The organism is Arthrobacter sp. ISL-30 (assembly GCF_018613855.1).
Lineage (GTDB): Bacteria > Actinomycetota > Actinomycetes > Actinomycetales > Micrococcaceae > Arthrobacter.
This window is the reverse complement of the sequence record NZ_JAGGPK010000028.1, coordinates 43,717-69,471: the sequence shown is the minus strand read 5'-3', so window position 1 is coordinate 69,471 and position 25,755 is coordinate 43,717. Positions and strand designations below refer to the sequence as shown.

Sequence of the window (25,755 nt, the reverse complement as noted above, 5' to 3'; positions counted from 1 at the left end):
AATACCACTTTTGCTTGACCATCGACAGAAGTCCCTTTAGGTTGTTGTGGGGAGCATCACCGGACCGGCAACCGGTCTTCGTCCGAGATTCTGAAGAGCCGCCAGTAAAGGAACACAATGTCGTATTCAATCCAGCTGTACACCCTGCGAAACGCGATGCAGGAGGACCTCCCCGGAACCATCCGCCGCGTGGCAGAGATCGGCTTCACCCAGGTCGAGCCTTACAACTTCGTGGAGACGGCACAGGAGCTCGGGGCCGCGCTGAGGGAAAACGGCCTGACGGCTCAGTCGGGGCACGCCCCGCTGCTCAGCCAGGACCAGGACCAGATCTTCGCGGCGGCCAGGGAGCTCGGAATCAAGACCGTCATCGATCCTTTCCTGCCCGCCGAGCATTGGCAGTCGGCAGAAGACATTCAGGCAACCGCCGTGAAATTGAACGCCGCCGCCAAGAAGGGCGCCGAGTATGGCATCCGGGTCGGCTATCACAACCACGCCTGGGAGCTGGAGTCCACCATCGAGGGCCGCACTGCGCTGGAATACTTCGCTGACCTCCTGGACCCCGAACTGGTCCTCGAAGTGGACACCTACTGGGTGGCGGTCGGAGGCCAGGACCCCGTAGAACTACTCAGCAGGCTGGGTGACCGCGTGAAGCTCATCCACATCAAGGATGGGCCAGCCACCACGGATACCAAGGCGCAGCAGCCCGCAGGCCAGGGCATCATCCCCGTCCTGGACGTCATCGCCGCAGCCAAGTCCCTTGAGGTGGGCGTGGTTGAGTTCGACGACTACTCCGGTGACATTTTTGAAGGCATCACCCAGAGCCTCGAGTTCCTGCAGAAGTCTGCAGCCTCCACCGGAGCCGACGCGTGAGCGCCGCCGCTGGCCATGGCCCGGTCGGCGTCGCCGTCATCGGAGCGGGCAACATCAGCAAGCAATATCTGGACAACCTCACGGTTTTCCCGGACCTTAAGGTGCACGTCATCGCGGACCTCTTCGAGGAAGCTGCCAAGGCGCGGGCGGAGGAATACGGCATTCCGGAGTGGGGCTCACCCGAGCTCGCCCTGAACCACCCCGACGTCGAGATCGTCGTCAACCTGACCATCCCCGCGGCCCACGTGGAGGTTGCCACGGCAGCGGTGGACGCAGGCAAGCACGTCTGGACAGAGAAGCCGTTCTCCCTGGATCGCGAATCCGGGTTGGGGCTACTGAAGCACGCCGACGCCGCAGGGATCCGGCTTGGCTGTGCCCCCGACACCTTCCTCGGTGCCGGCCTGCAGACGGCCCGCCGCATCATCGAACGCGGAGACATCGGCACGCCGCTGACGGCCCTGACGATGTTCCAGACGCCCGGGCCCGAGTCGTGGCACCCGAATCCTGCCTTCCTGTTCCAGCATGGTGCCGGGCCTCTCTTCGATATGGGTCCCTACTACCTCACGGCACTGGTCCAGACCTTCGGCTCGGTCCGCCGCGTGGCCGCCGTCGGCTCTTCATCCCAGACAACGCGCGTCATCGGCTCGGGACCCAAGGCCGGCGAGGAATTCCCAGTGGAGGTCCCCACCCACGTCAGCGCGATGGCGGAGTTCGAGGGCGGCCAATCCTCGCACAGCGTGTTTAGCTTCGAGTCCCCGCGCACCAACATGGGTTTTGTGGAGATCACGGGCACGGAGGCCACCATCTCCCTCCCTGATCCCAACTACTTCCATGGCGACATCAAGCTGTGGCGTGCGGGCGACGAGGACTGGACCACTGTCCCCGCAACAGGACCGGCGAACGGCCGGGGTATGGGAGTGCTGGACATGGCACGTTCAATGCGTACCGGAGTCCCCCACCGCGCCACCGGCGCCTTGGCCTACCATGTGGTGGACACCATGGTCTCCATCTCCGAATCCGCCGAAACCGGCGCCTTCGTGAACGTGGAAAGCTTCGCCTCCGCCTCCCCGGCCCTCCCTGAGGACTGGAACCCCACAGCAGCTACCCTCTAGGAACCAGCGATGACATCCCTCGGAAGCTCCCCCGGCACGTCCCCCCAGGCCCGCCCACAGACGTCCTCCCAGGTCACCCGGCAGCCGTCCTCGCCGGGTGATCGCCCGCTGGGCGTGGCAGCCATCGGCTACGCCTTCATGGGCAAGGCCCATTCCAACGCCTGGCGGAACGTGGCCAGCTACTTCGATGTCCCGGCCTTTGAGCAGAAAGTTCTCGTCGGCCGTGATGCTGAAGCGGTGGCCGCGGCCGCCGCATCATATGGCTGGGCCGAATCGGCCACGGACTGGCGGGAGGTGATCAGGCGCGACGACATCGACATCGTAGACATCTGTGCCCCGGGCTGGATGCACGCCGAGATCGCCATCGCCGCCTTGGAAGCCGGCAAGCACGTGCTGGTCGAAAAACCCCTTGCCAATACCCTGGCCGAAGCGGAAGCCATGACCGAGGCGGCCCGGGCTGCCCGTGCGAGGGGCGTGCAGTCCATGATCGGCTTCAACTACCGCCGCGTCCCCGCCCTCGCCCTTGCCAAGGAATTCATCGCCGAAGGCCGGATCGGCACCGTTCGGCACGTCAGGGCTGCGTATCTGCAGGACTGGCTCGTGGACCCCGAATCGCCCATGACCTGGCGGCTTAACAAGGAAACCGCAGGGTCGGGGGCGCTTGGCGACATCGCATCCCACGCCATCGACCAGGTCCTGTTCCTCCTCGGCGATTCCGTCGCCGACGTCTCCGGCCGCCTGCACACCTTCGTGACCAGCCGTCCCGGCCCGTCTGGTCCCGAAGAGGTCACGGTCGACGACGCCGCCTGGGCGACGCTGACGCTCGCCTCGGGAGCCATCGCCTCGGTAGAGGTGTCCCGTATGGCCACCGGCCAGAAGAACTCCTTACAGCTGGAAATCTACGGCGACCAGGGCTCCCTACTGTTCGATCTGGAGGCCTTCAATGAACTGGGCTTCCTGGATGCCACCGTGCCCGTCCGCGAACAGGGCTTCCGGCGCATCCTCGTGAACGAACCCGAACACCCCTACATGGACGCCTGGTGGCCCCAAGGCCACATCATCGGGTGGGAACACACCTTCACCCACGAAATCCGCGACTTTCTGACCGCAATTGTCGACGGTACCGAGCCATCGCCGTCGTTCGACGACGGCCTCGCCGTCCAGCGCATCCTGGCAGCCGTCGAGGAATCCGCCAACGCGAAGAGTTCAATCATCCCGCTTGCGTCTGCAACGACGTCCACATCCATTGAAGGAGCCTGATATGCCGCGCCCGTACACCCTCTTCACCGGACAGTGGGCGGATCTGCCCTTCGAAGAGGTCGCCAGGCTCGCCTCCGGCTGGGGCTACGACGGCCTCGAGATCGCCGTCTCCGGAGATCACCTCGATGCGTGGCGCTGGGACGAGCCTGGGTACGTCGAGTCCAAACTCGCGATCCTGGACAAGTACAACCTCAAGGTCTGGGCCATTTCCAACCACCTCAAAGGCCAGGCAGTCTGCGACGACCCCATCGACTTCCGCCACGAAGCCATCGTCGGTCCCCGGGTCTGGGGCGACGGCGATCCCGAAGGAGTCCGGCAGCGCGCGGCCGAGGAAATGAAGCACACTGCCCGGTTGGCCAAAGCGCTTGGGGTGAAGACCGTCGTCGGCTTCACTGGCTCCTCCATCTGGCAGTACGTCGCCATGTTCCCGCCGGTCCCGGAAAAGGTCATCGACGCCGGTTACCAGGACTTCGCTGACCGCTGGAACCCCATCCTGGACGTCTTCGATGAATGCGGCGTGCGATTTGCCCATGAGGTCCACCCCTCCGAAATCGCCTACGACTACTGGACGACAGTCCGAAGCCTCGAAGCAATCGGCCACCGCGAAGCGTTCGGTTTGAATTGGGATCCGTCCCACATGATGTGGCAGGGCATCGACCCCGTGTCCTTCATCTGGGACTTCAAGGACCGGATCTACCACGTGGATTGCAAGGACACCAAGCTTCGGTTCACCGGCCGGAACACCGTTATGGGCTCCCACCTTCCCTGGGGCGACCCCCGCCGGGGCTGGGACTTCGTTTCCGCGGGCCGTGGAGACGTTCCCTGGGAATCCTCGTTCCGCGCGCTGACGGCGATCGGCTACGACGGCCCCATCTCAATAGAATGGGAAGACGCCGGCATGGATCGCCTCCATGGAGCGCCCGAAGCCCTCGCCGCCCTGAAGAAGTTCGACTTCCCGGCCTCGCAGACATCCTTTGATGCTGCGTTCAGCAGCAAGGAATGAGTGGAACTGCATGAAGTCATCGGGGCGAAGCCGGATAGCTGAAACGCTGCTGCCGGGCGGCAGTGAACCTGATCCCCGCTTTACCCTGGCAAATGAACGCACCTTCCTGGCCTGGATTCGTACGTCCCTGGCTTTCCTGGCCGGAGGCATCGCTGTGGAGGCCTTCACCGGGGACTTGTTCCAGGAGCCGGTACGGAAGGCTCTGTCCGTAGCACTCCTGCTCCTTGGCATGTTCATCAGCGGAGGTTCTGCACTGCGGTGGCTTCGGGTTGAACGGAGCCTGCGCCACGGACTGCCGCTTCCCCTGCCACTGATTGCTCCAATCCTTGGCATAGGTGGGGCAGTCGTGGCGGCGGTCATCGTGTTCCTTGTCCTGGTGTCATGATGGCGACGCCGCCGCACAACGACCCCGGACTCCAGCCCGAACGCACAACCCTTGCCTGGGGCCGGACGCTTCTGGCCCTGCTGACCGTCAGCACCTTGTTCCTGCGCTGGATCGAACATCATGGCCTCTTTGTGCTGACCCTGTGGGGCGTGTCCCTGATAACCGCCGCTGCGATTTTCGCCACCCAACGTGCCCGCTATGAGCGTGGAGGCGAAGCGATCGTCCGGGGACTGATGGGACCGAACATTATGTCCGTGGCATGGATCGCCGCCTCGGGGCTGGCTCTGGGCATACTGGGTATCTACGCCGTGCTGGCACTCTAGACTGTGCGGGGAATCTGGACTGTGCTTGCGCTCTGAACTGTGCTGGCACTCTCAAGCAGGGGGAATCCTTGAACGATGTCGTCCGGATGGCTACCGCCGTCGACGCCGGCCAGCTCGCTGAGCTTGCGGCCGTCACCTTTCCGCTGGCCTGCCCGCCCGGCTCCGCACCGGAGGATATCCAGGCGCACCTTGCGACGACCCTGAGTGCGGAGAACTTTGCCGCCTACGTGGCGGATCCGGAGATCGCCGTGCTGGCGCTGGACGAGGGCGGCACACTTCGCGGCTACACCATGCTGGTGGACAGGCCGGATCCTGACGTGGCATCCGCGTTGGCAGCCCTGCCTTCCATGGAGCTCAGCAAGTGCTACGTCCACCCCGAATACCATGGGCAGGGGGCTGCTGCCCAGCTCATGGAAGCCTCGCTCGAGTACGCCCGCCTCGCGGGTGCCAGTGGCATGTGGCTGGGCGTGAACAGCCAAAACGCCCGGGCAATCCGCTTCTATGAAAAGTGCGGGTTCCGGAAAGTCGGCACCAAATCGTTTCGGCTCGGTACCGCCGTCGAGCACGATTTCGTCATGGAGCACCGGTTTGGTGACTAGCAGTTCAGCGACTAGCGGTTTGATGACCAGCCGCCAGCGGCTAGTCCACAAAGTCCCTTTCCAGCGGCGGCCTGGGCTGCAAACTCAGCTCCAACCCTTCGGGAAGCCCATCTATTCTTCCGCCGTCGGCCCCCGCCTGAATGGTGATCCTCGAGTGGCCGAGCAGCACGTTGTCGGCCCTGAACTCCCCGAATTCGGCATTGACGATAGGTGAAAGGTGGACGACGTTCCGGGTGAAATCCGGATCAAAGCGAAGCAGGACGCGGGCCAATTGGATCGGTGCTGCGGCCGCCCAGGCCTGGGGTGAGCATGCAGTGGGATACGGCACCGGCAGGGCGAAGTCCTCGCGGTCGAATCCGCAGAACAGCTCGGGCAATTGACCGCCAAAATGCCCAGCAGCGGCGAAGAGGCCGCTCGCAATCCTGCTGGCCTCCTTCACGAAGCCGTAACGCATAAGTCCCGTGGCCACGATGGCTGTATCGTGCGGCCAGACGGAGCCGTTGTGGTAGCTGACGGGGTTGTACGCGGCCATGTTCGAAGCCAGTGTCCTGATGCCCCAGCCGGTGAACATCTCAGGCGACATCAGGCGCTCGGCAATCAGCGGGGCCTTGTCTTCGTCAACAATTCGCATCCACAGGCAGTGCCCCATGTTCGACGTGCAGGAATCGACCGGCCGCTTGTCCTTGTCCAGGGCAACCGCGTAATACCCCTTGTCGGGCAGCCAGAACTTCTCGTTGAAAGCCGCCTTCAACTCTGCGGCACGCTCCGCCCAATGACGCTCCGTGTCGACGTCGCCCAGCGAGCGGGCGAGCAGCGAGCGCCCAACATAGGCACCAAAGACGTAGGTCTGGACTTCACACAAGGCTATGGGAGGCTCGGCCATCCTCCCATCGGCGAAGTTGATCCCGTCCCACGAGTCCTTCCACCCCTGATTCACAAGGCCATGGAGATTGGGACGCTGATACTCCACGAAGCCATCGCCGTCACGGTCCCCGAAGTTCTCGATCCACTCCAGGGCTCGGTCCGCATGCGGCAGCAGGGATTCGATGATGTCGTCGGCAAGTCCCCATCTGCTGAGCTCCCCGAGCAGGCCGACAAAAAGGGGGGTGGCGTCCGCGGTTCCGTAGTAGGCGGAACCGCCCAGGGAAAGTCCCGCGCTGACGCCCAGCCGGACCTCATGCGGAATCCTGCCCGGCTCCTCCTCGGAATCGGGATCGACTTTGCTTCCCTGGAGCCCGGCAAGGGTCTGCAGGGTTCCGGCGGCAAGGTTGGGATCAACCATCAAGGACATGTAGGAGGAGAAGAGGGAATCCCGCCCAAATAGTGCCATAAACCATGGTGCGCCGGCGGCGACTGCTGCCCGGCCGGGGTGCTCAGGATCGAAGATCCTCAGCGATCCGAGATCGCTCTGGCTGCGGTTCAGCACGTCCTGGATGTTCTGGTCCGTCACTGTGATCCGCGGGACGTGCTCCTCCCATTCAACGTGCCGACGCACCCCCACGCGCTCTTGCGGCTCAGCAGCTTCAGTGAAGGGTTCTTCCGGTCCTTTTCCATTGATCAACGGCACCACAATGACGCTGGTGGACCATTGGCTCCGCGGCGGGATGCTGATCTGGAACGTCAGCGCGTCCTCCCGCACGTGTGCTCCTGCAGCCCGAAAGGCGACGCCACGGCGTTCTCCGTTGTGCTCCGCTTCGATGTGAAGCTCCCCGTCAAGGGACTTAATGCCGGCAACGCCTGCGGTCCTTGTCCGGCCGCCTTTGACGTCGAAGAGATCGGCTAGGTCGGCATCGATACCGACCTCGACGTCGCATGTGGCCGACTCGCTCGAATAGTTCCTGATGGTGATGTCATCCCGCAGTCCAGGCCCGATATGGCGCTTTTGCTCAACTACGAGAGGACTGTCGAACCTGCCATCGGATGAGACTGCCCTTCCGATGAAGTCGGCTTCAAAGGCAGTCGGGTTGCGGGCAACCAACGGTTCCCGCAATGCCCCGTTAACAGTCAACGTCAAGCGGGACACGATTCTGGTGTCCTGGTAGAAGACTCCCTGGGAACCGCCGGAATAGATGTCGCCGCTATGGGCAGAAATGCAAAATGAGGATCCCTCTACCACCGTCACGGCGCCCAGTTCGGAGGCGCCCGCCGACGTATCTGCGTTCCATGCAGTCATGGCCCGGTCCCTTCACAGGAGCAGTTACTGACGGGAAAACCAGGCGCCGCGAGTAAGCGAAGCCTGCCTCTGATTCTCTTGCAATCGGCCTGGAACCGGAAGACCTTCGGGGTCGTACTGCTTGAGAATCCGGCCATACAGCTTCATATGGTCCTCCACCATGCGCTGCGAACTGAAGCGCTCCTCCACAGCGCCCCGTACGTCAGCCCGGTTTAGCGCAGCCGCCTTTGGAACCAAGGCGGGCAACTCTTCGAGGGAGCCCAGGAATCCGGTGCTGCCGTGGTCCACGATCTCAGGGGCGGCGCCGAGCGGGGTGCCCACTACCGGAGTGCCGGTGGCCATGGCCTCAATCATCACCAGGCCAAAAGGTTCAGACCACTGGATCGGATTGAGGAAGACCGTGGCGCTTCCCATAAGTTCATACTTCTCGGCGTCCCCAATCTCGCCCAGGAACTCCTCGTTGGAGCCAAGGATGGGCTTCACAACGTCCCGGAAGTAGGCCTGTTCGTCGGGCTCGCGCATTTTGGCCGCCAGGCGCAGTGGAATTCCCGCGCTCCGTGCAATCTTGATCGCCTCCATGACGCCCTTGTCAGGACACACCCTTCCCACAAAGCAGGCATAGCCGCCCTTGCCGGAGCCCACAGGGACGGTCGAAACGTCCATCCCATGATGGATCACTCCGGTGGCACGCAATTCCGGTGCATGCGCCAATTGGTCGCGGGAAATCCCGATGATGCTCGTGTTCTTCTCAATGGCCTTGTACAGGTCGACCATCTGGGGCGACAGTGGGCCGTGGATGGTTGTTACCACTGGCACAGCCTGCGGACGGTGCGCATAAAGTGGTCCGGCAAGTGTGTGGTCATGAATGATGTCCATTCCCCGCATCGCCTGATAGGCCCTGACCACATGGCTCATCTCTGAAAGCGTGAACCCCATTTCGGCAGGCTCGGAGGTTCTCATCCCGGGAGCCTTCGGGACGGGACAATCACTGTCGGCGGCGGCGGCCAGCAAGACGTCGTGCCCGGCGTCGGCGAAACCTCTGGCCAGGGAATCCACCACCCTCTCGATGCCGCCATAAGTGGGTGGGGGAATGGGAATCCATGGTGCCGCTATCAGTCCTATACGCATGCCTCTAGCCTCCAACGTTTCGTATGGCTCCCCGTCAGGGAAAGACCACAGCATTGGCGACTCGTGGCCCCAGTTCTCACGATTCGCTTCGAATGACCGGCATTCGAAGGCTGACTGCATAACCTACGACAAACATATTGTCCGCAGTGCGTCCCGGCAAGGGCGATGGTGTTCGCCCAGGCCATTGGCGGAGTGAGCAAAGCAACAGCCGGATCAGGAATGCATTACACGTCCCCGGGGTTGTTGGGGACATGAAGATTGAGATCTGGTCCGACGTCGCATGCCCTTGGTGCTACATCGGCAAGCGCCGCTTTGAAGCGGCCCTCGCAGAGTTCCCCCATGCCGACTCCGTGAAAGTTCAGTGGCGCAGCTACCAGCTGGATCCTTCCCTTCCGGAGCACTACGACGGCACCGAGCTGGAGTATCTCAGCAGCCGCAAGGGCCTTGCCCCGGAGCAGGTCCGGCAGATGTTCAGCCACGTCGCTCAACAGGCCAAGGGCGAAGGACTCAACTACAAGTTCGACGACGTCGTGGTTGCCAACAGCTTCACCGCGCATCGTCTGATCCACCTGGCCGCGGCCCACAGTAAGCAGGACCTCGCCAAGGAGCGACTGCTCAGCGACCATTTTGAGCACGGCAAGGACATCGGCAGCAAAGACTACCTGACGGCCCTCGGTATCGAGCTGGGGATCGACGCCCGGGAAGTCGCGGAGCTCTTCACCACCGACAAGTACTCCAACAACGTCCGCCACGATTTCGCTGAAGCCCGCACCCTGGGCATCACCGGCGTCCCCTTCTTCGTGATCGATCGCAAGTACGGGCTCTCAGGTGCCCAGCCGACGGCCCTCTTCACCAAGGCCCTGGAACAGGCATGGCAGGAAGCCCATCCGCTGATCGCCGTCGGAAGTTCCGCCGTCGGAAGTTCCAGCGGCGAGGCGTGCGGCCCGGACGGCTGCAGCGCCTAGCGGCTCTTTGCTGACAGATAACTGTAAAGTGTCTGTATGCCAAGGATTACAGCAGTCAGCAATGCGGCCCAACGCGCAGAAACGCAACGCCGCATCCTGACCGCCTTTGGCGGACTCCTCTTCACCCACGGACTGCCGGGCCTCACAATGACCGACGTTGCCCGCCATGCCGGCGTAGGCCGCACAGCGGTGTACAACTACTACGCGGACCTGGAACAGCTCCTGATCGCTTACGCCCTGGACGAGACCGAGCGTTTCATCGTGGACCTGAGGGATTCCCTCAATGCGCTGGCTAATCCCGTTGACCGCCTGGCCCTCTACGTGCGCGCGCAGGTCGAAGACCTCAGCAGGCGCCACCTGCCGCCCGGGCCTGCAATGGCCGCCGTCATGTCCCCTGGATCCTTCGCCAAGCTCGCCGACCACGTGGGCGAACTCAATGTGTTGCTTCAGGACATCCTGCGCGAAGGCATCAACCAGGGCTACCTGCCGCCCACCGACATCACCCAGCTTGCCCAGCTGATTCATGGCACGTTGTCCTCCAGTGCCGCGCGTGGGCCCTCCGCTGCAAGCGACGGACACAGTACGGACGGAACCAAGGACAAAACCGGTGGGGACGGCGGCGGCCCCGAGGCCGGGAGCCAGGCGACAGCCCTCGATGACCACATCAACCGAACGGTTCGTTTCATCCAGCTGGGAGCTGGAGCAACGTTTGACCACGACGGAAGGCCGCAGCGCAGGGACTACTAGGTGCAGCGGCTACTACATGCAGGGGCTACTAGACGCTAAGGTGTGCGGCCCGCCGTGGGAATGACCGGCCATCTGGCATTGTCGGCGATACGCTTGTCCTCGCGCGGGCAGCTCAGCTTTCCGGGCGTTTGGTCCACCAGTTCCGGGGCCACGAGGCCACTGAATTCGTCGGTAATGATGACGTCAACCGAGGAATCCTCCCGCACATCCTGGAAGTAATCGGTTCCAGCCAGGTTGCGCTGGACGTTGAATGCTGCAGCCTGGCCGGCAGCGCCTGAAACTACCACTGCGACGCCGGTGTAGCCGGTTCCCTTGTTTCCCACCTCGCCAATCTGGTGGCCGCGCGCCTGGAACTGGTCAGCGACCGTCTTGGCGAGTCCGGGCCTGCTGGTTCCGTTGAAGACGTTGACTTTCACCTGGTCATTGGGGAGGTAGTCAAACGTCGCGGTGGGGCATAACGACGTCGGCTCCCGGGGAGAGACGGCAGACGGAACCTTGATCTGCCCGTTGAGGATGGCCACGGCCCCGACGATCCCCGCCGCGAGGACGCCCAACAGCAGGACCAACACGATTCCATGCGCAAGCCTGCGACCGAACTGCCCCGGGCGTTGCGGCCCGGGCTCAACGAGGGTGGCCCGAAGCTCGGGCCCGGTGACGACGCGGTGCCCATGTAGCCTGCTGGGGTCCTTGGGGCGTTTCCTAGCCATCTATCACCAGTACCCGGGCGTGAATGGCTGTGCGCTGGTGGAGGGCCGTGCGCACAGCACGGTGTAGTCCGTCCTCCAGGTACATGACGCCCTGGTACTGGACGACGTGGGGAAAAAGATCACCAAAAAACGTTGAATCCTCAGCCAGGAGTGCCTCCAGGTCAAGGGTCCTTTTGGTGGTCACCAGTTCATCGAGCCGCACGGGCCGCGGAGGCAGTGAGGCCCAGTCCCGGGGCGTGCTGAATCCATGGTCAGGGTACGGGCGTCCCTCGCCCACGGCTTTGAAGATCACCCTGCCAGCCTAGATAAGTTGCCACGGCAATGAAACTTGTGACCGGCTGCACACCAAGGTTGTGGCCAAACGGTAATCATCCGCCCGCCCAGGGCAGCAGACCAGCAGCGGACAAGTCATATCTCCACCGCAGGGCTGCCGGGCTGACAGAATGGTGCCATGACAGCTCCGACCTTCACCGCCGCCAAGGTTGCGGCTCCCGCCCTGGCCCTGCTCCTCGACGTCGACGGTCCCGTCGCGAGCCCCGTCAGTCGCAGGGTGAAACCGGAGATCATTTCTGACCTTGTCGCTTTGGCTACGGCAGGCATTCCGGTGATCTTCAACACCGGCCGCTCCGACGCCTTCATCAGGGAACAGGTCATGGAGCCGATGATCGCCGCGGGGATCCCGGAAGGAACCGTCATCCACGCGATTTGCGAGAAGGGTGCGGTGTGGTTCAGCTACACGGCCGCCGGCCCGGGCCCGATCCATATGGACCATGAACTCGCGGTGCCGAAGGCGTACGGCGACGACGTTCGGCGCATGGTCGCGGAGGACTATTCGGCCCACATGTTCTTTGACGAAACCAAGAGGGCGATGGTCTCGGTGGAACAGCACCTCGACGTCACTAATGAAGACTATCTGGCCGAGCAAAAGCTCTTCGATTCCGATGCCCTTGACCTCATGGACCGGCACGGATTGTCCGCGGCGATCCTGGACCACCATGACCCCGCTTCCGACGACCCGGGAGACTACCGCCTGGACCCCACCATCATCTCCACGGACATTGAATCGGTGCGGCTCGGCAAGGATCTCGGCGCAAGTCGCGCTGTAGAGTTGCTGGCTGCGCAGGGCGTCACGCCGGCAGCCTGGGTCACCGTGGGCGACTCCCGCACGGACTACGCAATGGCCGACTGGCTCCACTACAACGACCATAGCGTGAAGCATGTGGATGTCCGCCCGGCAGACGGCGTGCCCGTCAAGCCGTACGATATCCTTACTGCCGCCGACCTGGGGCTCGGTGCCGACATCATCCATGATGATGCGGGAGAGGCCTTTCTACGCAGCTGGCGGGAGGCATTGGTCGGCTGACCGCCAGGCAATCCTGCGCAGCCCGCCGCACCGGCTACGGCAGCACCGCCTTTGTTCTGCATACACTCAGTTCTACATACATCAGCACAGTTCGGAGAACTGCCATTACGCAAGCACCTGTACAGCCCACGATCTACCACGGAGGCCCTGCTTCTGACGACGACGGCGCCATCGCCGAGGCGTCGTTGCCCGTTGTCGCGCGCCTAAAGCACCGCGACGACGTCGTCCGTCACCGCGGGCGGTATTCCCTGCTCAACAGGAACACGACTCCGCAGCAGGCCATGGTGGAGGATCTCCTGTTCATCCGCTCCGTACTGACGGACGCCGAGATCGACTTCATCCTCGTTCGTGGCAACGACCACCGGCCCGTGATCGCCGTCGATTGGAACAAACGCAAGGAACTTCGCGAAGCACTGGTCGAAGCGTGCCAGGATGAGCCGTTCTATGCCATGAGCGTGGACGCCCGCAAGAAGAAGTCGGTGCTGGTGGCTGATGGGGAGTTGTCCGGGAACCGCAAGGCGCGGATATTCCGTCTTTATCGTCCTCGCTTGGAACCTGCGGGCGGCCTCGCTTACGGAGCCTCCTTGGGCGTCCAGCTGGAACTATGGAGCTTCGAAGGCGACCAGTTGGTGCTTCCGGTGGAGAACTCGCTGACGCGGCGCACGATGCTGGCCCAGGACGCCGTCCGGGGCAAGGTGGAACGCCATGGGCATGTTTGGCCGACGATCGAGAACATGTTCGCCGATCATGCCAGCGATATCCGCTTCGAAATCGATATCGTCTTCTCCTGGGTGGACGGCAACGATCCGGAGTACATCGCGGCCCGGCGTGCACGGATGGTGGGCGCCGTGCTGGGCGACGGTGATGATCACGAGGCCCGCTTCCGCCAGATCGACGAGCTCAAGTACGCGCTGCGCTCCGTCTACATGTTCGCGCCCTGGATCCGGCGAATCTTCATAGCGACGGACTCCCCCGCCCCGTCCTGGCTCGCCGACCACCCCTCGGTGACGATCGTGCGAAGCGAGGAGTTCTTCGCCGACCCCTCGGTGCTCCCCACGCACAATTCGCAGGCGGTCGAATGCCAGCTGCACCACATCGAGGGATTGTCTGAGCACTTCCTGTATTCCAACGACGACATGTTCTTTGGCCGCCCTGTGGGCCCGGACATGTTCTTCACTCCCGGCGGCATCACCCGCTTCATTGAGGCGAACACGCGGATCGGCCTGGGCGAGAACGACGCCGAGCGCAGCGGCTTCGAGAATGCTGCACGGGTCAACCGGAAACTCCTCTGGGACCGTTTCGGCAGGATCACCACCAGGCACCTCGAGCACACTGCGGCGCCCATGCGACGCAGCCTCGTCGCAGAAATGGAGAAAGAGTTCCCCGAGGAGTTTGCACGCACGGCTGCGAGCCGCTTCCGGGCCGCGGACAACATTTCCGTGACCAATTCGCTATACCACTACTACGCGCTCCTGACAGGCCGCGCAGCAACCCAGACCGACGCCAAGGTGCGCTACGTCGACACCACCCTGTGGTCCGGCCTGCACTACCTGCCCACGCTCCTGGCCAAGCGAAACGTGGACTTCTTCTGCCTCAATGATGGAAGTTTCCCGGAGGTCGCTGCTGCGGAACGCGCAGAGCTCGTGACGGACTTCCTGGAGAAGTACTTCCCAATCAAGGCGCCGTGGGAAAAGTAGGGCGGAGCGCGCCTAACTGTCCACGAGTTCCGGCTGCTTGGCTGCCGCCTCCCGGGAGCCTTCGTAGTTGGACTCTTTGGGAATCCGGATTCCGGCCGCGGCCAGGCGCAGGGCGGTCTCTTCGGGGCTGACGTACCGGCCGACCGTTTCGCCGCCTCCCAGCGGCACCACGGAGTGCACAATTGTGTGCTCGTACACGTGCACCAGGTTGAACGCCTGGGCGGCGTCGCGACCGCGAGTTGCCCCCGCCGGAATGCTCAAGTCCTGCGTATAACAGCTGGCCGAGGCCACTGAGACGGGAATTCCAGCGAAGCTCGCCGATGTCGAGTAGTGAAGATGTCCGCCGAGGATACTGCGGATATCCGTACCGCCAACAACCTCAGCCAGTGCCGCCTGGCCACGCAGCTCCACGAGGACAGCGAGGTCCTGGACACTGGGTACGGGCGGATGGTGGAGGGCCAGGATGGTTCCGTCCGGAGCCGGGGTGGCCAGTTCACTACTGAGCCAGTCGAGCTGGGATTGGCTCACTTCGCCGTGGTGGTGACCCGGAACTGTGGTGTCCAAGGTAATGACGCGGAGGCCGTCGAGATAGTAGCTTCGGTCGACCGGACGGTCACTACCCTCTTCGTCAAACAATCCAGCCCGGAAATTGGCGCGGTCATCATGATTGCCCATAGTCCAAATGACTTCTGCGCCGATGGCTTCGCAGGCGGGTTCAGCGATCTCGCGGAGCTTTGCGTACGCCTCCGGCTCCCCGTGGTCAGCCAGGTCACCCGTGAAGACGACCGCTGAGGGCCTGACCCTGGATGTGTGGACCTCGTCAAAAAGTTGTCTGAGGCGGGCTTCGCTGTCTACCGCTCCGTAGAGGGGGTCGGAGCTGCCCTTGATGTGGGGATCGCTGATGTGCAGGAGTGTGTGTCGTGGCTGGGGGTGTTCAGCCTCAATGAGCTCCATCGCTGCCTTCTTGGTTGGTAGGAGACTCTTCTTCTCCTGTTTATCCCAGTACTCTTATCCAACCAGACGAACTGCCCCTTGAGGGTTAACAAAGGGCGCATTGTTGGAAAATTGTTCGAAAATAACGCGCAGGTTACGGAACGGGGCTCCCCTTCTTACTTCATACGGACTACCGTTAGCGCTAACATAATCCGCACCCAGCGCTTTACGAGAGCCAGCCACCAATGACCCTTCCCTCCACGTCCGCCACAACTCCAGTGAGCGAGGCGCCGTCGTCCTTTCCCCTCTCCAGGACCCGGCTGCTGGACGGTGACTTCAAGAAGGCGCAGGACACAGCCATTCGCTACGTCCTGACCCTTGACCCTGACCGGCTGTGCGCACCGTTCCGGCGAGAAGCGGGATTGACGACGGCGACTGCAGCTTATGGCGGCTGGGAATCTGACGGTCTGGACGGACATATCGCCGGACATTATCTGTCTGCCTGTGCGCAGCTTCATGCCGCAACCGGAGACAGCCGCCTGCTCGCGCGGCTGGAGCACGTGCTTGGGATCCTCGAACAATGTCAGGACGCCGCCGGTGACGGCTACCTCGGGGGCGTTCCCGGAGGCCGGAAACTCGGTTTGGAGCTTGCCGCTGGAACCGTTGATGCCGATTTGTTTACCCTCAATGGGCGATGGGTTCCCCTGTACAACTTGCACAAAACCTTCGCGGGGCTGCTCGACGCGTATATTCATGCGGACTCGCACAAAGCACTGGCCATGGTCACGCGCCTGGCTGACTGGTGGCTTCGCGTCTCGGCCAGCCTGAGCGATGACAGCTTCGAAGACATGCTGCACACCGAGTTCGGAGGGATGAACGATGCCTTCGCCATGCTGGCCGATATCACGGGCAAGGGCCACTACCTCCAGGAAGCTCGCCGCTTCACGCATCGCAGCATCCTCGAACCCTTAGCCGCGGGAAGCGACCGGCTGGACGGACTCCATGCCAACACGCAGATTCCCAAGGTCGTGGGGTACGAGCGTCTGGCCCGGTCAACGGGAGATCCGGAATCTCGTAAGGCCTCGGACTTCTTCTGGAACACGGTGACACGCCACCGTAGCGTCTCAATCGGCGGCAACAGCGTGCGCGAACACTTCCATCCCGCCAGCGACTTCGCACCGATGATCCTGGATGCCCAGGGGCCCGAAACCTGCAACACGTACAACATGCTGAAACTCGCCAGGATGCGGTTTGAGCGCAGCGGCGACCCGGCCGCCGTCGACTTCTATGAGCGGGCCACCTACAACCACATCCTTTCCTCGCAGCATCCGGAGCGCGGCGGATTTGTCTACTTCACCTCCATGCGCCCGGCCCACTACCGCGTCTATTCGACAGTCCATGAATCCATGTGGTGCTGTGTCGGCTCGAGCCTTGAGAATCACGCCCGCTACGGAGAATTCATCTACAGCCGCAGGGACGACGACCTCCTGGTGAACCTGTACATCGCCTCGGAGCTGGATTGGTCTGAACGCGGGCTCACTGTCCGGCTGGAGACGGATTTCCCCCGCTCGGACGTCGCCACGCTCCACGTCACCGCGGAGTCGCCAACGGCTGCTACAGTCAGGCTGCGCCGTCCCGCCTGGGCAGCGGAAATGAGCGTCGACGTCGACGGCTCGCCTGCCGACGCAGGTGCACCCTTCAGCGCCGCCACCGACGCCGGAACGGTCGACGGCGGCTACGTGCCGGTCCACAGGGTTTGGGAGGGAACCAGCACCATCACGGTTCGGCTGTCCCCTGAACTTCGGGCCGAGCTTTTGCCCGATAGCTCCCCATGGGTCTCGTTCCTGTACGGGCCGGTCGTCCTTGCCGCGCGGGTCGGGGCAACAGGCGTGGAAGGCTTTGAAGCTAACGACACGCGAATGGGTCATGTGGCTTCTGGCCCCCTGCTTCCCTTGTCGGAGACTCCGATTGTGGCCGCGGTCAACCCGCTGGATTCGATATCCCTCAGCAGCCGGGCTTCCCTCACCGCGGACCTGGCCGCCGTCGATGCCGAGGGGCGGCCCCGGACAATCCAGCTGGAACCATTCTTCGGCATTCATGATGAGCGCTACACGGTCTATTGGCCGGTCGGCGATCACGAGTCGCGAGCCGCGGAACTCCGCCGCCTCGACCGCGAGGCGGCGGCCCAGGGCGAGGTAGTCGATTCAGTGGTTGCCGGTGAGCAGCAGCCGGAGGCCGACCACAGCTTCAACGGCGAATCCACAAGGGCCGGCGGCCAGGACGGTATCCATTGGCGTAGCGCCACGGGCTGGTTCTCCTACACGCTCAGCGACGTCCGAAAGCAGGCGTCCTTGCTTCGCGTCCGGTTCAGGGCGGTGGAGGGCCGCGCACACGGGCTCCGGCTCAACGGCGTCGTGCTTCTTGAGGCGGTCAATTCCTGGCGGGAGGGTGACCAGGACGTTTCCGACTTCGCCATTCCGGAGGAGGCCAGGAACGCCGGCGACGACGGGCGGCTGGTTTTCGCGGTACACGCCCTACCCGGCGCCCTCAGCGGTGACCTGCTCGCCGTCGAACTTCTCGGGACTGAGCGACCGTAGCCGCAACAGTAGCGAAGCGGCTTGCAGGCTGTCGCTAGTTCAAGGCGTTCCGGACCGCTTCCACGAGCCCGGCGTCGTCGGGCTTGACGGCCGAAGGGAAGCGGGCCAGCACCTCACCGGAACGGCTGACGAGGAACTTCTCGAAGTTCCATTTCACCTTCTCAGGGGTGGAGCCGTCAGCGGTGCGGGTTAGTTCGGCGTAGAGCGGATGCTGCTCCTTGCCCCGGACATTGGCCTTGCTGGTCAGCGGAAAGGAGACTCCGAAGTTGCGCTGGCAGAACTCTGCGATTTCCTCATCCCCGCCCGGTTCCTGGCCGCCGAACTGGTTGCACGGTACACCCAGCACCTCCAAACCCTGTTCCCGGAAGCGTCCGTAGAGTTCTTCCAGTCCGGCATACTGTTTGGTGTGCCCGCATTTGGAGGCCACATTCACCACCATCACCGCCTTGCCCTTGAAACGGCCGAACTCGGCGACGGTGCCGTCGTTCATTGTGAGGGGAATGCTGTAGAGGGGTGACACGCAGGCTTCCTTTGATCGGCTTCAGATTTCAGCCTTCGAGCTTACAGGGAGTGCTGAGCCTACATTGTCGCCGCGCCTACAGTGACACTGTTCCTGCCGTGACATGGCAAGTCCCGGGATGCATGCATCCCGGGACTCGCCGCTTGTGAGCTTGGGGCGTTTGCCTGCCCGCTAGGGAGCTGTTACCTCGGCAGCAGGCTCCGTCGCCGAGGCCGGAGCCGGATCAACCGCAACCGGGGCAGGGGGAACTGGAGTCGCTGCTACGGGGGCCGGAGCCTGCGCAACTTCTACGACAGGTGCGGGGGCCGGAGCCTGCGCAACTTCTAAGACAGGTGCGGGAGCCGGAGCCTGCGCAACTTCTACGACAGGTGCGGGGGCCGGAGCCTGCGCAACTTCTACGACAGGTGCAGGTTCCACTACGACAATCGGAGCAGGTTCCACCACGACAGGTGCGGTAACCGCAGGCTCAGTCGTGACGGGAACATCAGTGACGGGAACCTCTTGGGCCGGCTCGGCCGGTGCCGTGGTCGGGTCGGCGGCCGCTGGTTCGCTGACGGTGGCGTCCGGCGTCTCAGTCGGTTCGGTGTCTGTGGGATCCGGTGTGACAGACGATTCGCCCTCGCCCGACTTTGGAGTGGAACCCGACTCCGGAGTGGAATCCGGCGTCGACGTCTCAGGTTCGTTTGGCGGGTCCGTTGGTGCTATCACCGTCGGATTCGTCGTCGTCGAAGTCTCAGGTTCGGATGGCGGACCTGAAGGTGTCGGCGAGGTAGTTTCCGGCGCTGTCGGCGTCGGCGCCGTTGGGGCTGGCGACGTTACGCTCGGCGTCGACTGCTGCCCCGGCACCCAACGCTCGGTCGGGCTCAGGTGCTCCCTGTATTCGTAGTGGGTGGGGTCATCTGTATGGACGTGGCCCACCGTCATGGGTACGGCCCAATAAGGAGCGGGTGCCGTTGCGGTGCCGGTCCCCGGAGAGTAGTTGTGCATGGTGAAATCACCGAGCGGGTCCTGCTGAATAGTGGCCAGGAGTTTCCAGTTTGCCGGGTTGGTATGAACGCCGTTGAGGATGGTCTCGAAGTGCAGGTGGCATCCCGTGGAGTTTCCAGTGGTTCCTACCTTGGCAATCACCTCACCCACTTCCACCGAAGCTCCCTGCTTCACGGCTATGGATTCCAGGTGGTTGTACGTGGTGATGAGCCCGTTCCCGTGGTCGATTTCCACCCTGTTGCCGCCTCCCCACGGATGCCAGCCAACTGCCCGAACAGTGCCCGAGTCAGCGGCATAAACGCGAGTACCACATTGAGCGGCGAAATCCTGGCCCCAGTGGAATTCACCAGCTTCACCTGAGAGAGGATTGATCCGGAAACCGAAAGAGGAACTGGGAACAAGGGATTCCAGCGGGGCCCGGAGTGTGCCGGCAGCCGGCCGCTGGAGCCCCAGCGAGGCAAACGCGAGGCGGTGGGTGCCGTCCTTGGCCACTGTCTGTACTGTCGACCGGTCAAAAGAGACCAGCGCCGCCGGGTCCGCCTGAACAGTCACCGCCGGGGCCAAAATTGACTGGCCCGAGACGCTCTTGGCGAGGTCGGAGGATGCCACAGCATCCAGGGACAGCGGTTCCGCTGAGCCCTTGGCCGCGGTGGCTCCCAGCCCTGGCGCCGATGGCGCTACAGGCGGTTGGAAGCCATAAGCTACTAGGACGAAGCCGGCTATTAGCCCGGCTGATGCCGTCCGCTTCGGCCAGGCAGCATGCCGGAGGCCATAAAAAAGGCCGGTTTCCTGGTGTTTTCCCACAAGCTTCTCCAATGAAAATTCCGCTGGGCCCCATTTCCCGGCGGGTTTTTCAATTGTGGCTACACCGATTAGGAAAAGGGAACCGTCTCGCGCAAGGCTTGAGCGTATCTTGTGGCTAACCTAGGTTTTCCTTGAGACCCAGGTTTTTCTTGAGCAAAGCACGGTGTTCGACGGCGGCCTCCGCATGGAGAGCGCGCCCGGCCTCCGTCAGTTCGAGAAAGAGGGAACGCCGGTCATCGGCACAGGAATGCCTTGAAATCAGTCCGGCCTTCTCGAGCCTGTCCACGACTTTGGAGACGGCGCTTTGGGTCATGGGGGTCCGCTCCCCCAGTTCCTTCATCCGACAGGCCGAATCGTTGCACTCTGCTACGAGGTCCAGGATCTCGAATTCGTTGAGGCCGATGTGGAACTTGGCGTCGAGCTCGCGGTCAATGGCGCCGGACGTGCGAAAGTACGCGCTCTGGATGGTGCGCCATTGCTCAACCAACTGGCGGTCTGTCGTCGTTGCCATGCCTTGATTCTAGTCGAAGACGTGAATATTTTCCACGTCATAATATTCCTTGTCATCCAATGACGTGTCATATAGATTGATCGCATGACTTCACCCCGCACCCTTGAAAGAGCCTCCGAATCTGCCTTGGCCGCGGTCCGCTGGACACGGGCCCAGTGGCTCCTGCTTATGGTCGTGTGCACGGTGCTGGCCCTCGACGGCCTCGACGTCTCCATGGTAGGCGTCGCATTGCCGTCGATAGGCCAGGAGCTCCAGCTCGGCACCGACTCGCTCCAGTGGATTGTCTCCGCCTATGTCCTCGGCTACGGCAGCCTCCTGCTGCTCGGCGGCAGGCTCGCCGACCTGCTCGGCCGCCGTCGTATTTTCCTCATCGCCCTCACGGTTTTCGCAGCTGCGTCGCTTCTCGGCGGGCTCGTGAACGATCCGGCGGTCCTGATCGCCACCAGGTTCGTCAAGGGCCTGGCCGCAGCCTTTACGGCTCCCGCAGGCTTCTCCATCATCACCACCAACTTCGCTGAAGGCCGTGAACGCAACAAGGCGCTGTCCATCTTCACCACGTTCGGAGCCAGCGGCTTCTCGCTGGGCCTCGTAGTGGGTGGACTCATGACGAGCCTGAGCTGGAGATGGACCTTCCTGGTCTCCGTCCCCGTGGCCGTCGCCGTGGTTATCCTGGGCATGAAGTTCATTCCCAAAGACTCTCCCGACGCCGCCGCAAAGGGCGGGCACGACGTCTGGGGCGCCGTGACACTGGCTGCCGGCATGCTGGGACTGGTCTACACGCTGGTTTCAGCACCAGAGCAGGGGTGGGGATCTGTGGCAACAATCGCCGGATTCGCAGCTTCCCTGGCAATACTCGCTGCCTTCGCCATAATCGAAAACCGGGTGAAACACCCCTTGATCCGCTTCGGCATCCTGCGGGAGGGTTGGGTCGCCAGGGCCAACCTGGCCGCCGTCGGGCTTTTCGGCTCCTACCTCAGCTTCCAGTTCATCGTCACCCTGTTCCTGCAGTCGGTCTTGGGCTGGTCGCCCCTGAACATGGCCCTTGCCTTGCTCCCGGCCGGACTCATCGTTGCCGGCAGCGCCCCGTTCGCAGACCGCCTCATCGAACGGCTGGGAGCCCCGAGGCTGATCCTGATCGGGTTGATTGCCCTCGGACTGGGCTATGTCCTGTTCCTGAGGGTGGGGACTACCCCAAACTACATTCTGGACATCCTGCCCTCCATCATCCTCCTGGGCATCGGTTTCGCCCTGGCGTTCCCGTCCATCAATGTCCAGGCAACGGCCGGCATCCCCAATTCCGAGCAAGGCCTGGCGGCCGGACTCATCCAGACGAGCACGCAGGTGGGGGCTGCGCTAGTACTGGCAGTCACTACTGCCATCGTTAGCGGTCATGGCACCAGTCAAGGTACAGCGGCAGGGGCTCCGGCTGCCGCAGCCGCAATGCTGGAACAGTATCGGCCGGGACTCATCCTGAGCGCCGTCGTCGCGATTGGCGCACTGTTGGTGGCTGCCGCGCCTGCCCGGCGAAGCGCTTCCCAGCGGATGGAGACCGTACCCGGCGATGGCGGAGTAACGGGCAATTAGGGAACACTTTTGGGTCTTTTTGATTGGGCCGCGGGGGCCTACCGTGGACCACAGGAGCGGCCCGTCCCGGGCGGCGAACAAAGGAGGATCCTTATGACTTCGCACGTCGCAGACTGCACCGTAACGAATTGTTCCTTCAACGACCATTCCGAATGCAACGCCGCCGCCATTACGGTGGGTGGCACTCAAGACCACGCTGCCTGCGCCACTTTCATCGACATTGGAACGCACGGCGGCCTGCCCAAGGTCCTGGCTGGTGTGGGAGCTTGCCAGCGCACAGAATGCGTCCACAACGACCACCTCATGTGCCAGGCTCCTGAGGTCCATGTGGGACCGGGCGCCGACAACGCGGACTGCCTCACATACAGCCACGCATAGCGGGCACGGCGAGAAACCGTCCAGCCGAGCTGAGGCCCCTTCCGGATTACTTCCGGAAGGGGCCTTTCGCGTTCTGGAGGCCGAAGTTCAGGACGCCCAAGTTCAGGCCGCCGAAAAGGGCGAGCCGCGGGTCAGCTGGAAACGGTCGCGGGATGGCCCAGGGGTATGACGTGGGGGCGTCCATCGGTGGGTTCGGAGACCACGTGCGCGTCCAAGCCAAAGACGTCGCGCAGGCGCTCCGGGGTGACCACATCTGCCGGGGTACCCTGCGCCACGATACGCCCGTCCTTCATGGCGACAATACGGTCCGAGTAACGGGCTGCAAGGGATATGTCGTGAAGTACCATCACCACTGTGCGGCCGTGCTCTCGGTTGAGGCGCCGCACGAGTTCGAGGACATCTACCTGATGGGCCAGGTCAAGGTAGGTGGTGGGCTCGTCCAGGAGGAGGATTTCGGTTTCCTGTGCCAGGGTCATGGAGATCCAGGCCCGCTGCCGTTGCCCTCCTGACAGGTCTTCCAGGGAAGTATCCGCCAGTTCCAGGATGTCGGTTGCCCGGAGGGCGTCTTCCACCACTGACTGGTCTTCGGAAGAAAACTGCTGATACCACCTCTGGCGTGGATGCCTGCCCCTCGAGACCAGATCGGCTACCGTCAACCCCGATGGGGCAGTGGGCGCCTGCGGAAGGATACTGATCCTGGTCGCGATCTGGCGCGTCGACTGCCTCGCCAGAGGCAGCCCGTCAAGGAGCACCTCGCCCGAGCGCGGGTTAAGGAGCCGGCCGAGGCCCCGGAGAAGCGTGGACTTGCCGCAGCCGTTGGGGCCGATGATCGCGGTCACCTGGGCAGTGGGGATGGCTACGGACAGCTTGTGGATGATGTCCGGCCCTCCATATCCAAGGCTAAGATCCTGGGCGCTGAGCCCCTCGCGCCGCTCTGTGGGGTTCAACTCAGCCTCCGCTGGTATTTGAGAATCAGGTGGATAAGGAAGGGGGCTCCCACCACTGCCGTGGCCACTCCCACTGGCAAGGGAACGCTCAGGGCATTGGCCGAAACTGTGTCGGCTACCAGGACAAAAACTGCACCAACAAGGGCCGATACACCCACTGGGGGAACAACGCCCCGGGTGAGGGAACGTGCAATCTGCGGACTGGCCAGTGCGACGAAGGCCACGGGGCCGGCAGTGACGGTAGCGACTGACGCCAATAGCACGGCAATGGTTAGCGTAAAGAGCCTTACCCGGCCGATTCGGGTGCCGAGCCCGACGGCGGTGTCCTCGCCAAAACTCGTCAGCAGCAGCCATCGGCCGCTGAAGACAGCTGCCCCAATAAGAACGGCGGCACTGACAGCCATGGGCTGTACGGTGACCCAGTCCTTGCCATTCAGCGAACCGGTCATCCAGGTCAGGGCCTGGGCAGCGCTGGTTACGTCGCCGAGGGTCAGGATCCAGGTGGTGAGGCTGGCGGCAAGGCCGGAGATGCCGAGCCCCGCAAGGACGAGCCTGTAGCTGTCCAGGCCCCGCCGGTAGGCGAGCATGTACACGGCCACGCCGCTGGCAATACCCAGTGAGAATGCCGCCACCGGCATGCCGAGGATGGCCGCCACGCCGCTGAGGCCCGCGTGGCCGCCGTCGGCAATGACCAGCACAGCCACCGCACCCAGGGATGCCCCCGCTGTCACTCCCAGGAGGTCCGGGCTCGCCAGGGGATTGCGCGCAACTGTCTGCGTGATCGCACCCGCGGCTGCCAGTGAAGCGCCCACCAAAACTGCAGCGACCATTCGGGGTGCGCGGAATTCGGTCACAGCAAGGTGGGTCCGGGCATCGGAGGCATCGCCAAGGAGTGCCCGGAGGACATCCGGAAAGGGCAAGGGGGTGCCCCCAAAGGCAATATGGAGAGCCATGGCCGCCACGAGGGCAGCGGCCAGGATGGCGGCGATAAGTACGACCCGGACATTGAGGCGAAGGGAGACGGGGCCAGCCCTCCATGCCCGGATTGACAGGGCACCTGTCTTCGAAGGCGCCTTGGAGATAGTCATAGTGTCACCAGCCTGCGCCTGCGTGCCAGGTAGACGAAGAACGGGGCTCCGACGACGGCCAGGACCACTCCGACAGACAGTTCTCCCGGGCGGGAAATGACTCGTCCTGCGGTGTCCGCCAACAGCAGGATGGTTACGCCTGTCATCGCCGAAACGGGGATCAGCCACCGGTAGTCGGGACCCGTCATTGCCCTGGTGATATGCGGGACCAGGAGCCCTGCAAAGGCAATGGGACCTGCCATAGTCACGGCGGAACCAGCCAGAAGGGTGATGGCCGCGATTCCCGCCGCTCGTGCCCGGAAGACTGAAATACCGAGTGAGACGGCGGTGTCGGCTCCGAGCGCCAGCGCGTTCAGCGGCCGAATATTGGCCAGGGCCAGCACGACGCCGAGGAGGATGAACGGCCAGATCACGGACAGCACATCGCTTCGTCCGGCGAGAGAACCGACCTGCCAAAACCGCAAGGTATCCAGGGCTGTGTCATTGAGCAGGACAATTCCTGCAACAAGGCCTGAGCACAAGGCGGTGACGGCCGCGCCAGCCAGGACAAGGGTGATTGGGGTGGAGCCGTGCCGGGAAGCGGACCCGATCATGAAGACCAGGATGCTCGCCGCCAGGGCCCCGGCAAAGGCCAGCAGCGCCTGATTCAGTGCAGGCACTTCCCCTGCGATGGCGGTAGCGGTGACGATGGCCAGCGCCGCACCCTGGCTGATTCCGAGCAATCCGGGATCCGCGACTGGATTCCTGGTATGCCCCTGCACAAGGGTTCCCGCCAGCCCAAGGCAGACTCCTGCGCAGATGCCCAGCACGGTGCGGGGCCAACGCAGCTCCCGAATGGTCGTGTCCATGACGCTCTGGTCCGGGGTGAACACGGCATGCCAGACGTCCTGCAGCGACGAGGGCTGCCCTCCGATGCAGATGCTCACTACCGCCGCGGCAAACATGGCCACGAGGGAGACGAACACCCATCGCACACCCGCTGTTCGGGCAGCCTGCCGGCGCTCGCCTGCCGGCGTGGCGGTTCCGTCGGGCGCTGCAGGGGCTGCCGCCGGGTCCAAGGTCTTCACATAGGCC

25 protein-coding genes are annotated in these 25,755 nt (G+C 63.3%); 14 read left to right on the top strand and 11 right to left on the bottom strand.

Features of this window, described 5'->3' with window-relative positions:
* Nucleotides 1-117 precede the first annotated feature (117 nt).
* The 7 genes from J7E82_RS11790 to J7E82_RS11760 all read left to right on the top strand — a co-directional run bounded on the left by J7E82_RS11790 (nucleotide 118) and on the right by J7E82_RS11760 (nucleotide 5,552).
* Entirely contained in the window at nucleotides 118-870 is a 753-nt protein-coding gene (locus J7E82_RS11790) for a sugar phosphate isomerase/epimerase (RefSeq protein WP_214862791.1), read from the top strand.
* A complete protein-coding gene (locus tag J7E82_RS11785) occupies nucleotides 867-1,982 on the top strand; it encodes a Gfo/Idh/MocA family protein (protein ID WP_214862790.1) in 1,116 nt (371 codons plus the stop codon). Before J7E82_RS11790 ends, J7E82_RS11785 begins: the two co-directional genes overlap by 4 nt.
* A 9-nt stretch (nucleotides 1,983-1,991) precedes the next feature.
* Nucleotides 1,992-3,242 (top strand): Gfo/Idh/MocA family protein, encoded by a 1,251-nt coding sequence (locus J7E82_RS11780; RefSeq protein WP_214862789.1) that lies wholly within the window; start codon nucleotides 1,992-1,994, stop codon nucleotides 3,240-3,242.
* Between the two features lies 1 nt (nucleotide 3,243).
* A complete protein-coding gene (locus J7E82_RS11775; RefSeq protein ID WP_214862788.1) occupies nucleotides 3,244-4,245 on the top strand; it encodes a sugar phosphate isomerase/epimerase in 1,002 nt (333 codons plus the stop codon).
* Between the two features lie 10 nt (nucleotides 4,246-4,255).
* Nucleotides 4,256-4,630, top strand: coding sequence for a YidH family protein (locus J7E82_RS11770; RefSeq protein ID WP_214862787.1), 375 nt, complete (start codon nucleotides 4,256-4,258; stop codon nucleotides 4,628-4,630).
* Nucleotides 4,627-4,953 (top strand): DUF202 domain-containing protein, encoded by a 327-nt coding sequence (locus J7E82_RS11765; RefSeq protein ID WP_214862786.1) that lies wholly within the window; start codon nucleotides 4,627-4,629, stop codon nucleotides 4,951-4,953. The genes J7E82_RS11770 and J7E82_RS11765 overlap by 4 nt, the downstream gene beginning before the upstream one ends.
* Nucleotides 4,954-5,039: 86 nt before the next feature.
* The gene (locus J7E82_RS11760; protein ID WP_374223611.1) at nucleotides 5,040-5,552 is read left to right on the top strand and encodes a GNAT family N-acetyltransferase; all 513 of its coding nucleotides are present in this window, start codon (nucleotides 5,040-5,042) and stop codon (nucleotides 5,550-5,552) included.
* A gap of 40 nt (nucleotides 5,553-5,592) precedes the next feature.
* Here J7E82_RS11760 and J7E82_RS11755 read toward each other — a convergent pair whose 3' ends face one another.
* Together J7E82_RS11755 and J7E82_RS11750 are read right to left on the bottom strand one after the other, a co-directional pair.
* Nucleotides 5,593-7,725 (bottom strand): glycogen debranching N-terminal domain-containing protein, encoded by a 2,133-nt coding sequence (locus tag J7E82_RS11755; RefSeq protein ID WP_214862784.1) that lies wholly within the window; start codon nucleotides 7,723-7,725, stop codon nucleotides 5,593-5,595.
* Nucleotides 7,726-7,749: 24 nt separating this feature from the next.
* Nucleotides 7,750-8,853 (bottom strand): glycosyltransferase family 4 protein, encoded by a 1,104-nt coding sequence (locus J7E82_RS11750; protein ID WP_214862783.1) that lies wholly within the window; start codon nucleotides 8,851-8,853, stop codon nucleotides 7,750-7,752.
* Between the two features lie 251 nt (nucleotides 8,854-9,104).
* Between J7E82_RS11750 and J7E82_RS11745 the strand changes: the two genes are divergently transcribed.
* Together J7E82_RS11745 and J7E82_RS11740 are read left to right on the top strand one after the other, a co-directional pair.
* A complete protein-coding gene (locus tag J7E82_RS11745; RefSeq protein WP_214862782.1) occupies nucleotides 9,105-9,818 on the top strand; it encodes a DsbA family oxidoreductase in 714 nt (237 codons plus the stop codon).
* A 36-nt stretch (nucleotides 9,819-9,854) separates the two neighbouring features.
* Nucleotides 9,855-10,565 (top strand): TetR/AcrR family transcriptional regulator, encoded by a 711-nt coding sequence (locus J7E82_RS11740; RefSeq protein ID WP_214862781.1) that lies wholly within the window; start codon nucleotides 9,855-9,857, stop codon nucleotides 10,563-10,565.
* 35 nt (nucleotides 10,566-10,600) lie between these two features.
* Here the strand turns inward: J7E82_RS11740 and J7E82_RS11735 are convergent, their stop codons facing one another.
* Both J7E82_RS11735 and J7E82_RS11730 read right to left on the bottom strand, forming a co-directional pair.
* Nucleotides 10,601-11,272, bottom strand: a complete 672-nt coding sequence (locus tag J7E82_RS11735) for a LytR C-terminal domain-containing protein (RefSeq protein WP_214862780.1) — start codon at nucleotides 11,270-11,272, stop codon at nucleotides 10,601-10,603.
* Nucleotides 11,265-11,564 carry a type II toxin-antitoxin system VapB family antitoxin gene (locus J7E82_RS11730; RefSeq protein ID WP_214862779.1) on the bottom strand — a complete coding sequence of 100 codons (300 nt, stop codon included), beginning with the start codon at nucleotides 11,562-11,564 and terminating at the stop codon, nucleotides 11,265-11,267. The genes J7E82_RS11735 and J7E82_RS11730 overlap by 8 nt, the downstream gene beginning before the upstream one ends.
* 159 nt (nucleotides 11,565-11,723) lie before the next feature.
* Here J7E82_RS11730 and J7E82_RS11725 point away from each other — a divergent pair, with 159 nt between their 5' ends.
* Entirely contained in the window at nucleotides 11,724-12,635 is a 912-nt protein-coding gene (locus J7E82_RS11725; RefSeq protein ID WP_214862778.1) for a hypothetical protein, read from the top strand.
* 185 nt (nucleotides 12,636-12,820) lie between these two features.
* A complete protein-coding gene (locus tag J7E82_RS11720; protein ID WP_251041789.1) occupies nucleotides 12,821-14,332 on the top strand; it encodes a stealth family protein in 1,512 nt (503 codons plus the stop codon).
* A 12-nt stretch (nucleotides 14,333-14,344) separates the two neighbouring features.
* Here J7E82_RS11720 and J7E82_RS11715 read toward each other — a convergent pair whose 3' ends face one another.
* Nucleotides 14,345-15,286, bottom strand: a complete 942-nt coding sequence (locus J7E82_RS11715; RefSeq protein ID WP_214862777.1) for a phosphodiesterase — start codon at nucleotides 15,284-15,286, stop codon at nucleotides 14,345-14,347.
* A 224-nt stretch (nucleotides 15,287-15,510) separates the two neighbouring features.
* On the opposite strand from J7E82_RS11715, the gene J7E82_RS11710 reads away from it, so the two are divergent.
* On the top strand, nucleotides 15,511-17,862 hold the full coding sequence (locus J7E82_RS11710; RefSeq protein ID WP_214862776.1) for a glycoside hydrolase family 127 protein: 2,352 nt from the start codon (nucleotides 15,511-15,513) through the stop codon (nucleotides 17,860-17,862).
* Between the two features lie 34 nt (nucleotides 17,863-17,896).
* On the opposite strand, the gene J7E82_RS11705 is transcribed toward J7E82_RS11710, so the two are convergent.
* From J7E82_RS11705 to J7E82_RS11695, 3 genes are all read right to left on the bottom strand, one after another.
* Nucleotides 17,897-18,382: a glutathione peroxidase gene (locus J7E82_RS11705; RefSeq protein WP_214862775.1), complete on the bottom strand. Its 486-nt coding sequence runs from the start codon at nucleotides 18,380-18,382 to the stop codon at nucleotides 17,897-17,899.
* A 171-nt stretch (nucleotides 18,383-18,553) separates the two neighbouring features.
* Nucleotides 18,554-20,173, bottom strand: coding sequence for a peptidoglycan DD-metalloendopeptidase family protein (locus J7E82_RS20690; protein WP_308113781.1), 1,620 nt, complete (start codon nucleotides 20,171-20,173; stop codon nucleotides 18,554-18,556).
* 115 nt (nucleotides 20,174-20,288) lie between these two features.
* Nucleotides 20,289-20,684, bottom strand: coding sequence for a MarR family winged helix-turn-helix transcriptional regulator (locus J7E82_RS11695; protein WP_214862774.1), 396 nt, complete (start codon nucleotides 20,682-20,684; stop codon nucleotides 20,289-20,291).
* A gap of 84 nt (nucleotides 20,685-20,768) precedes the next feature.
* Here J7E82_RS11695 and J7E82_RS11690 point away from each other — a divergent pair, with 84 nt between their 5' ends.
* Together J7E82_RS11690 and J7E82_RS11685 are read left to right on the top strand one after the other, a co-directional pair.
* Entirely contained in the window at nucleotides 20,769-22,268 is a 1,500-nt protein-coding gene (locus tag J7E82_RS11690; protein WP_214862773.1) for an MFS transporter, read from the top strand.
* A gap of 93 nt (nucleotides 22,269-22,361) precedes the next feature.
* Entirely contained in the window at nucleotides 22,362-22,646 is a 285-nt protein-coding gene (locus tag J7E82_RS11685) for a DUF1540 domain-containing protein (RefSeq protein ID WP_214862772.1), read from the top strand.
* A 131-nt stretch (nucleotides 22,647-22,777) separates the two neighbouring features.
* On the opposite strand, the gene J7E82_RS11680 is transcribed toward J7E82_RS11685, so the two are convergent.
* The 3 genes from J7E82_RS11680 to J7E82_RS11670 are packed head-to-tail and all read right to left on the bottom strand — an operon-like array spanning nucleotide 22,778 to nucleotide 25,748.
* Nucleotides 22,778-23,593, bottom strand: a complete 816-nt coding sequence (locus tag J7E82_RS11680) for an ABC transporter ATP-binding protein (RefSeq protein WP_214862771.1) — start codon at nucleotides 23,591-23,593, stop codon at nucleotides 22,778-22,780.
* Nucleotides 23,590-24,681, bottom strand: a complete 1,092-nt coding sequence (locus J7E82_RS11675; RefSeq protein ID WP_214862770.1) for an iron chelate uptake ABC transporter family permease subunit — start codon at nucleotides 24,679-24,681, stop codon at nucleotides 23,590-23,592. The genes J7E82_RS11680 and J7E82_RS11675 overlap by 4 nt, the downstream gene beginning before the upstream one ends.
* Nucleotides 24,678-25,748, bottom strand: coding sequence for an iron ABC transporter permease (locus J7E82_RS11670; RefSeq protein WP_308113779.1), 1,071 nt, complete (start codon nucleotides 25,746-25,748; stop codon nucleotides 24,678-24,680). The genes J7E82_RS11675 and J7E82_RS11670 overlap by 4 nt, the downstream gene beginning before the upstream one ends.
* Nucleotides 25,749-25,755 lie beyond the last annotated feature (7 nt).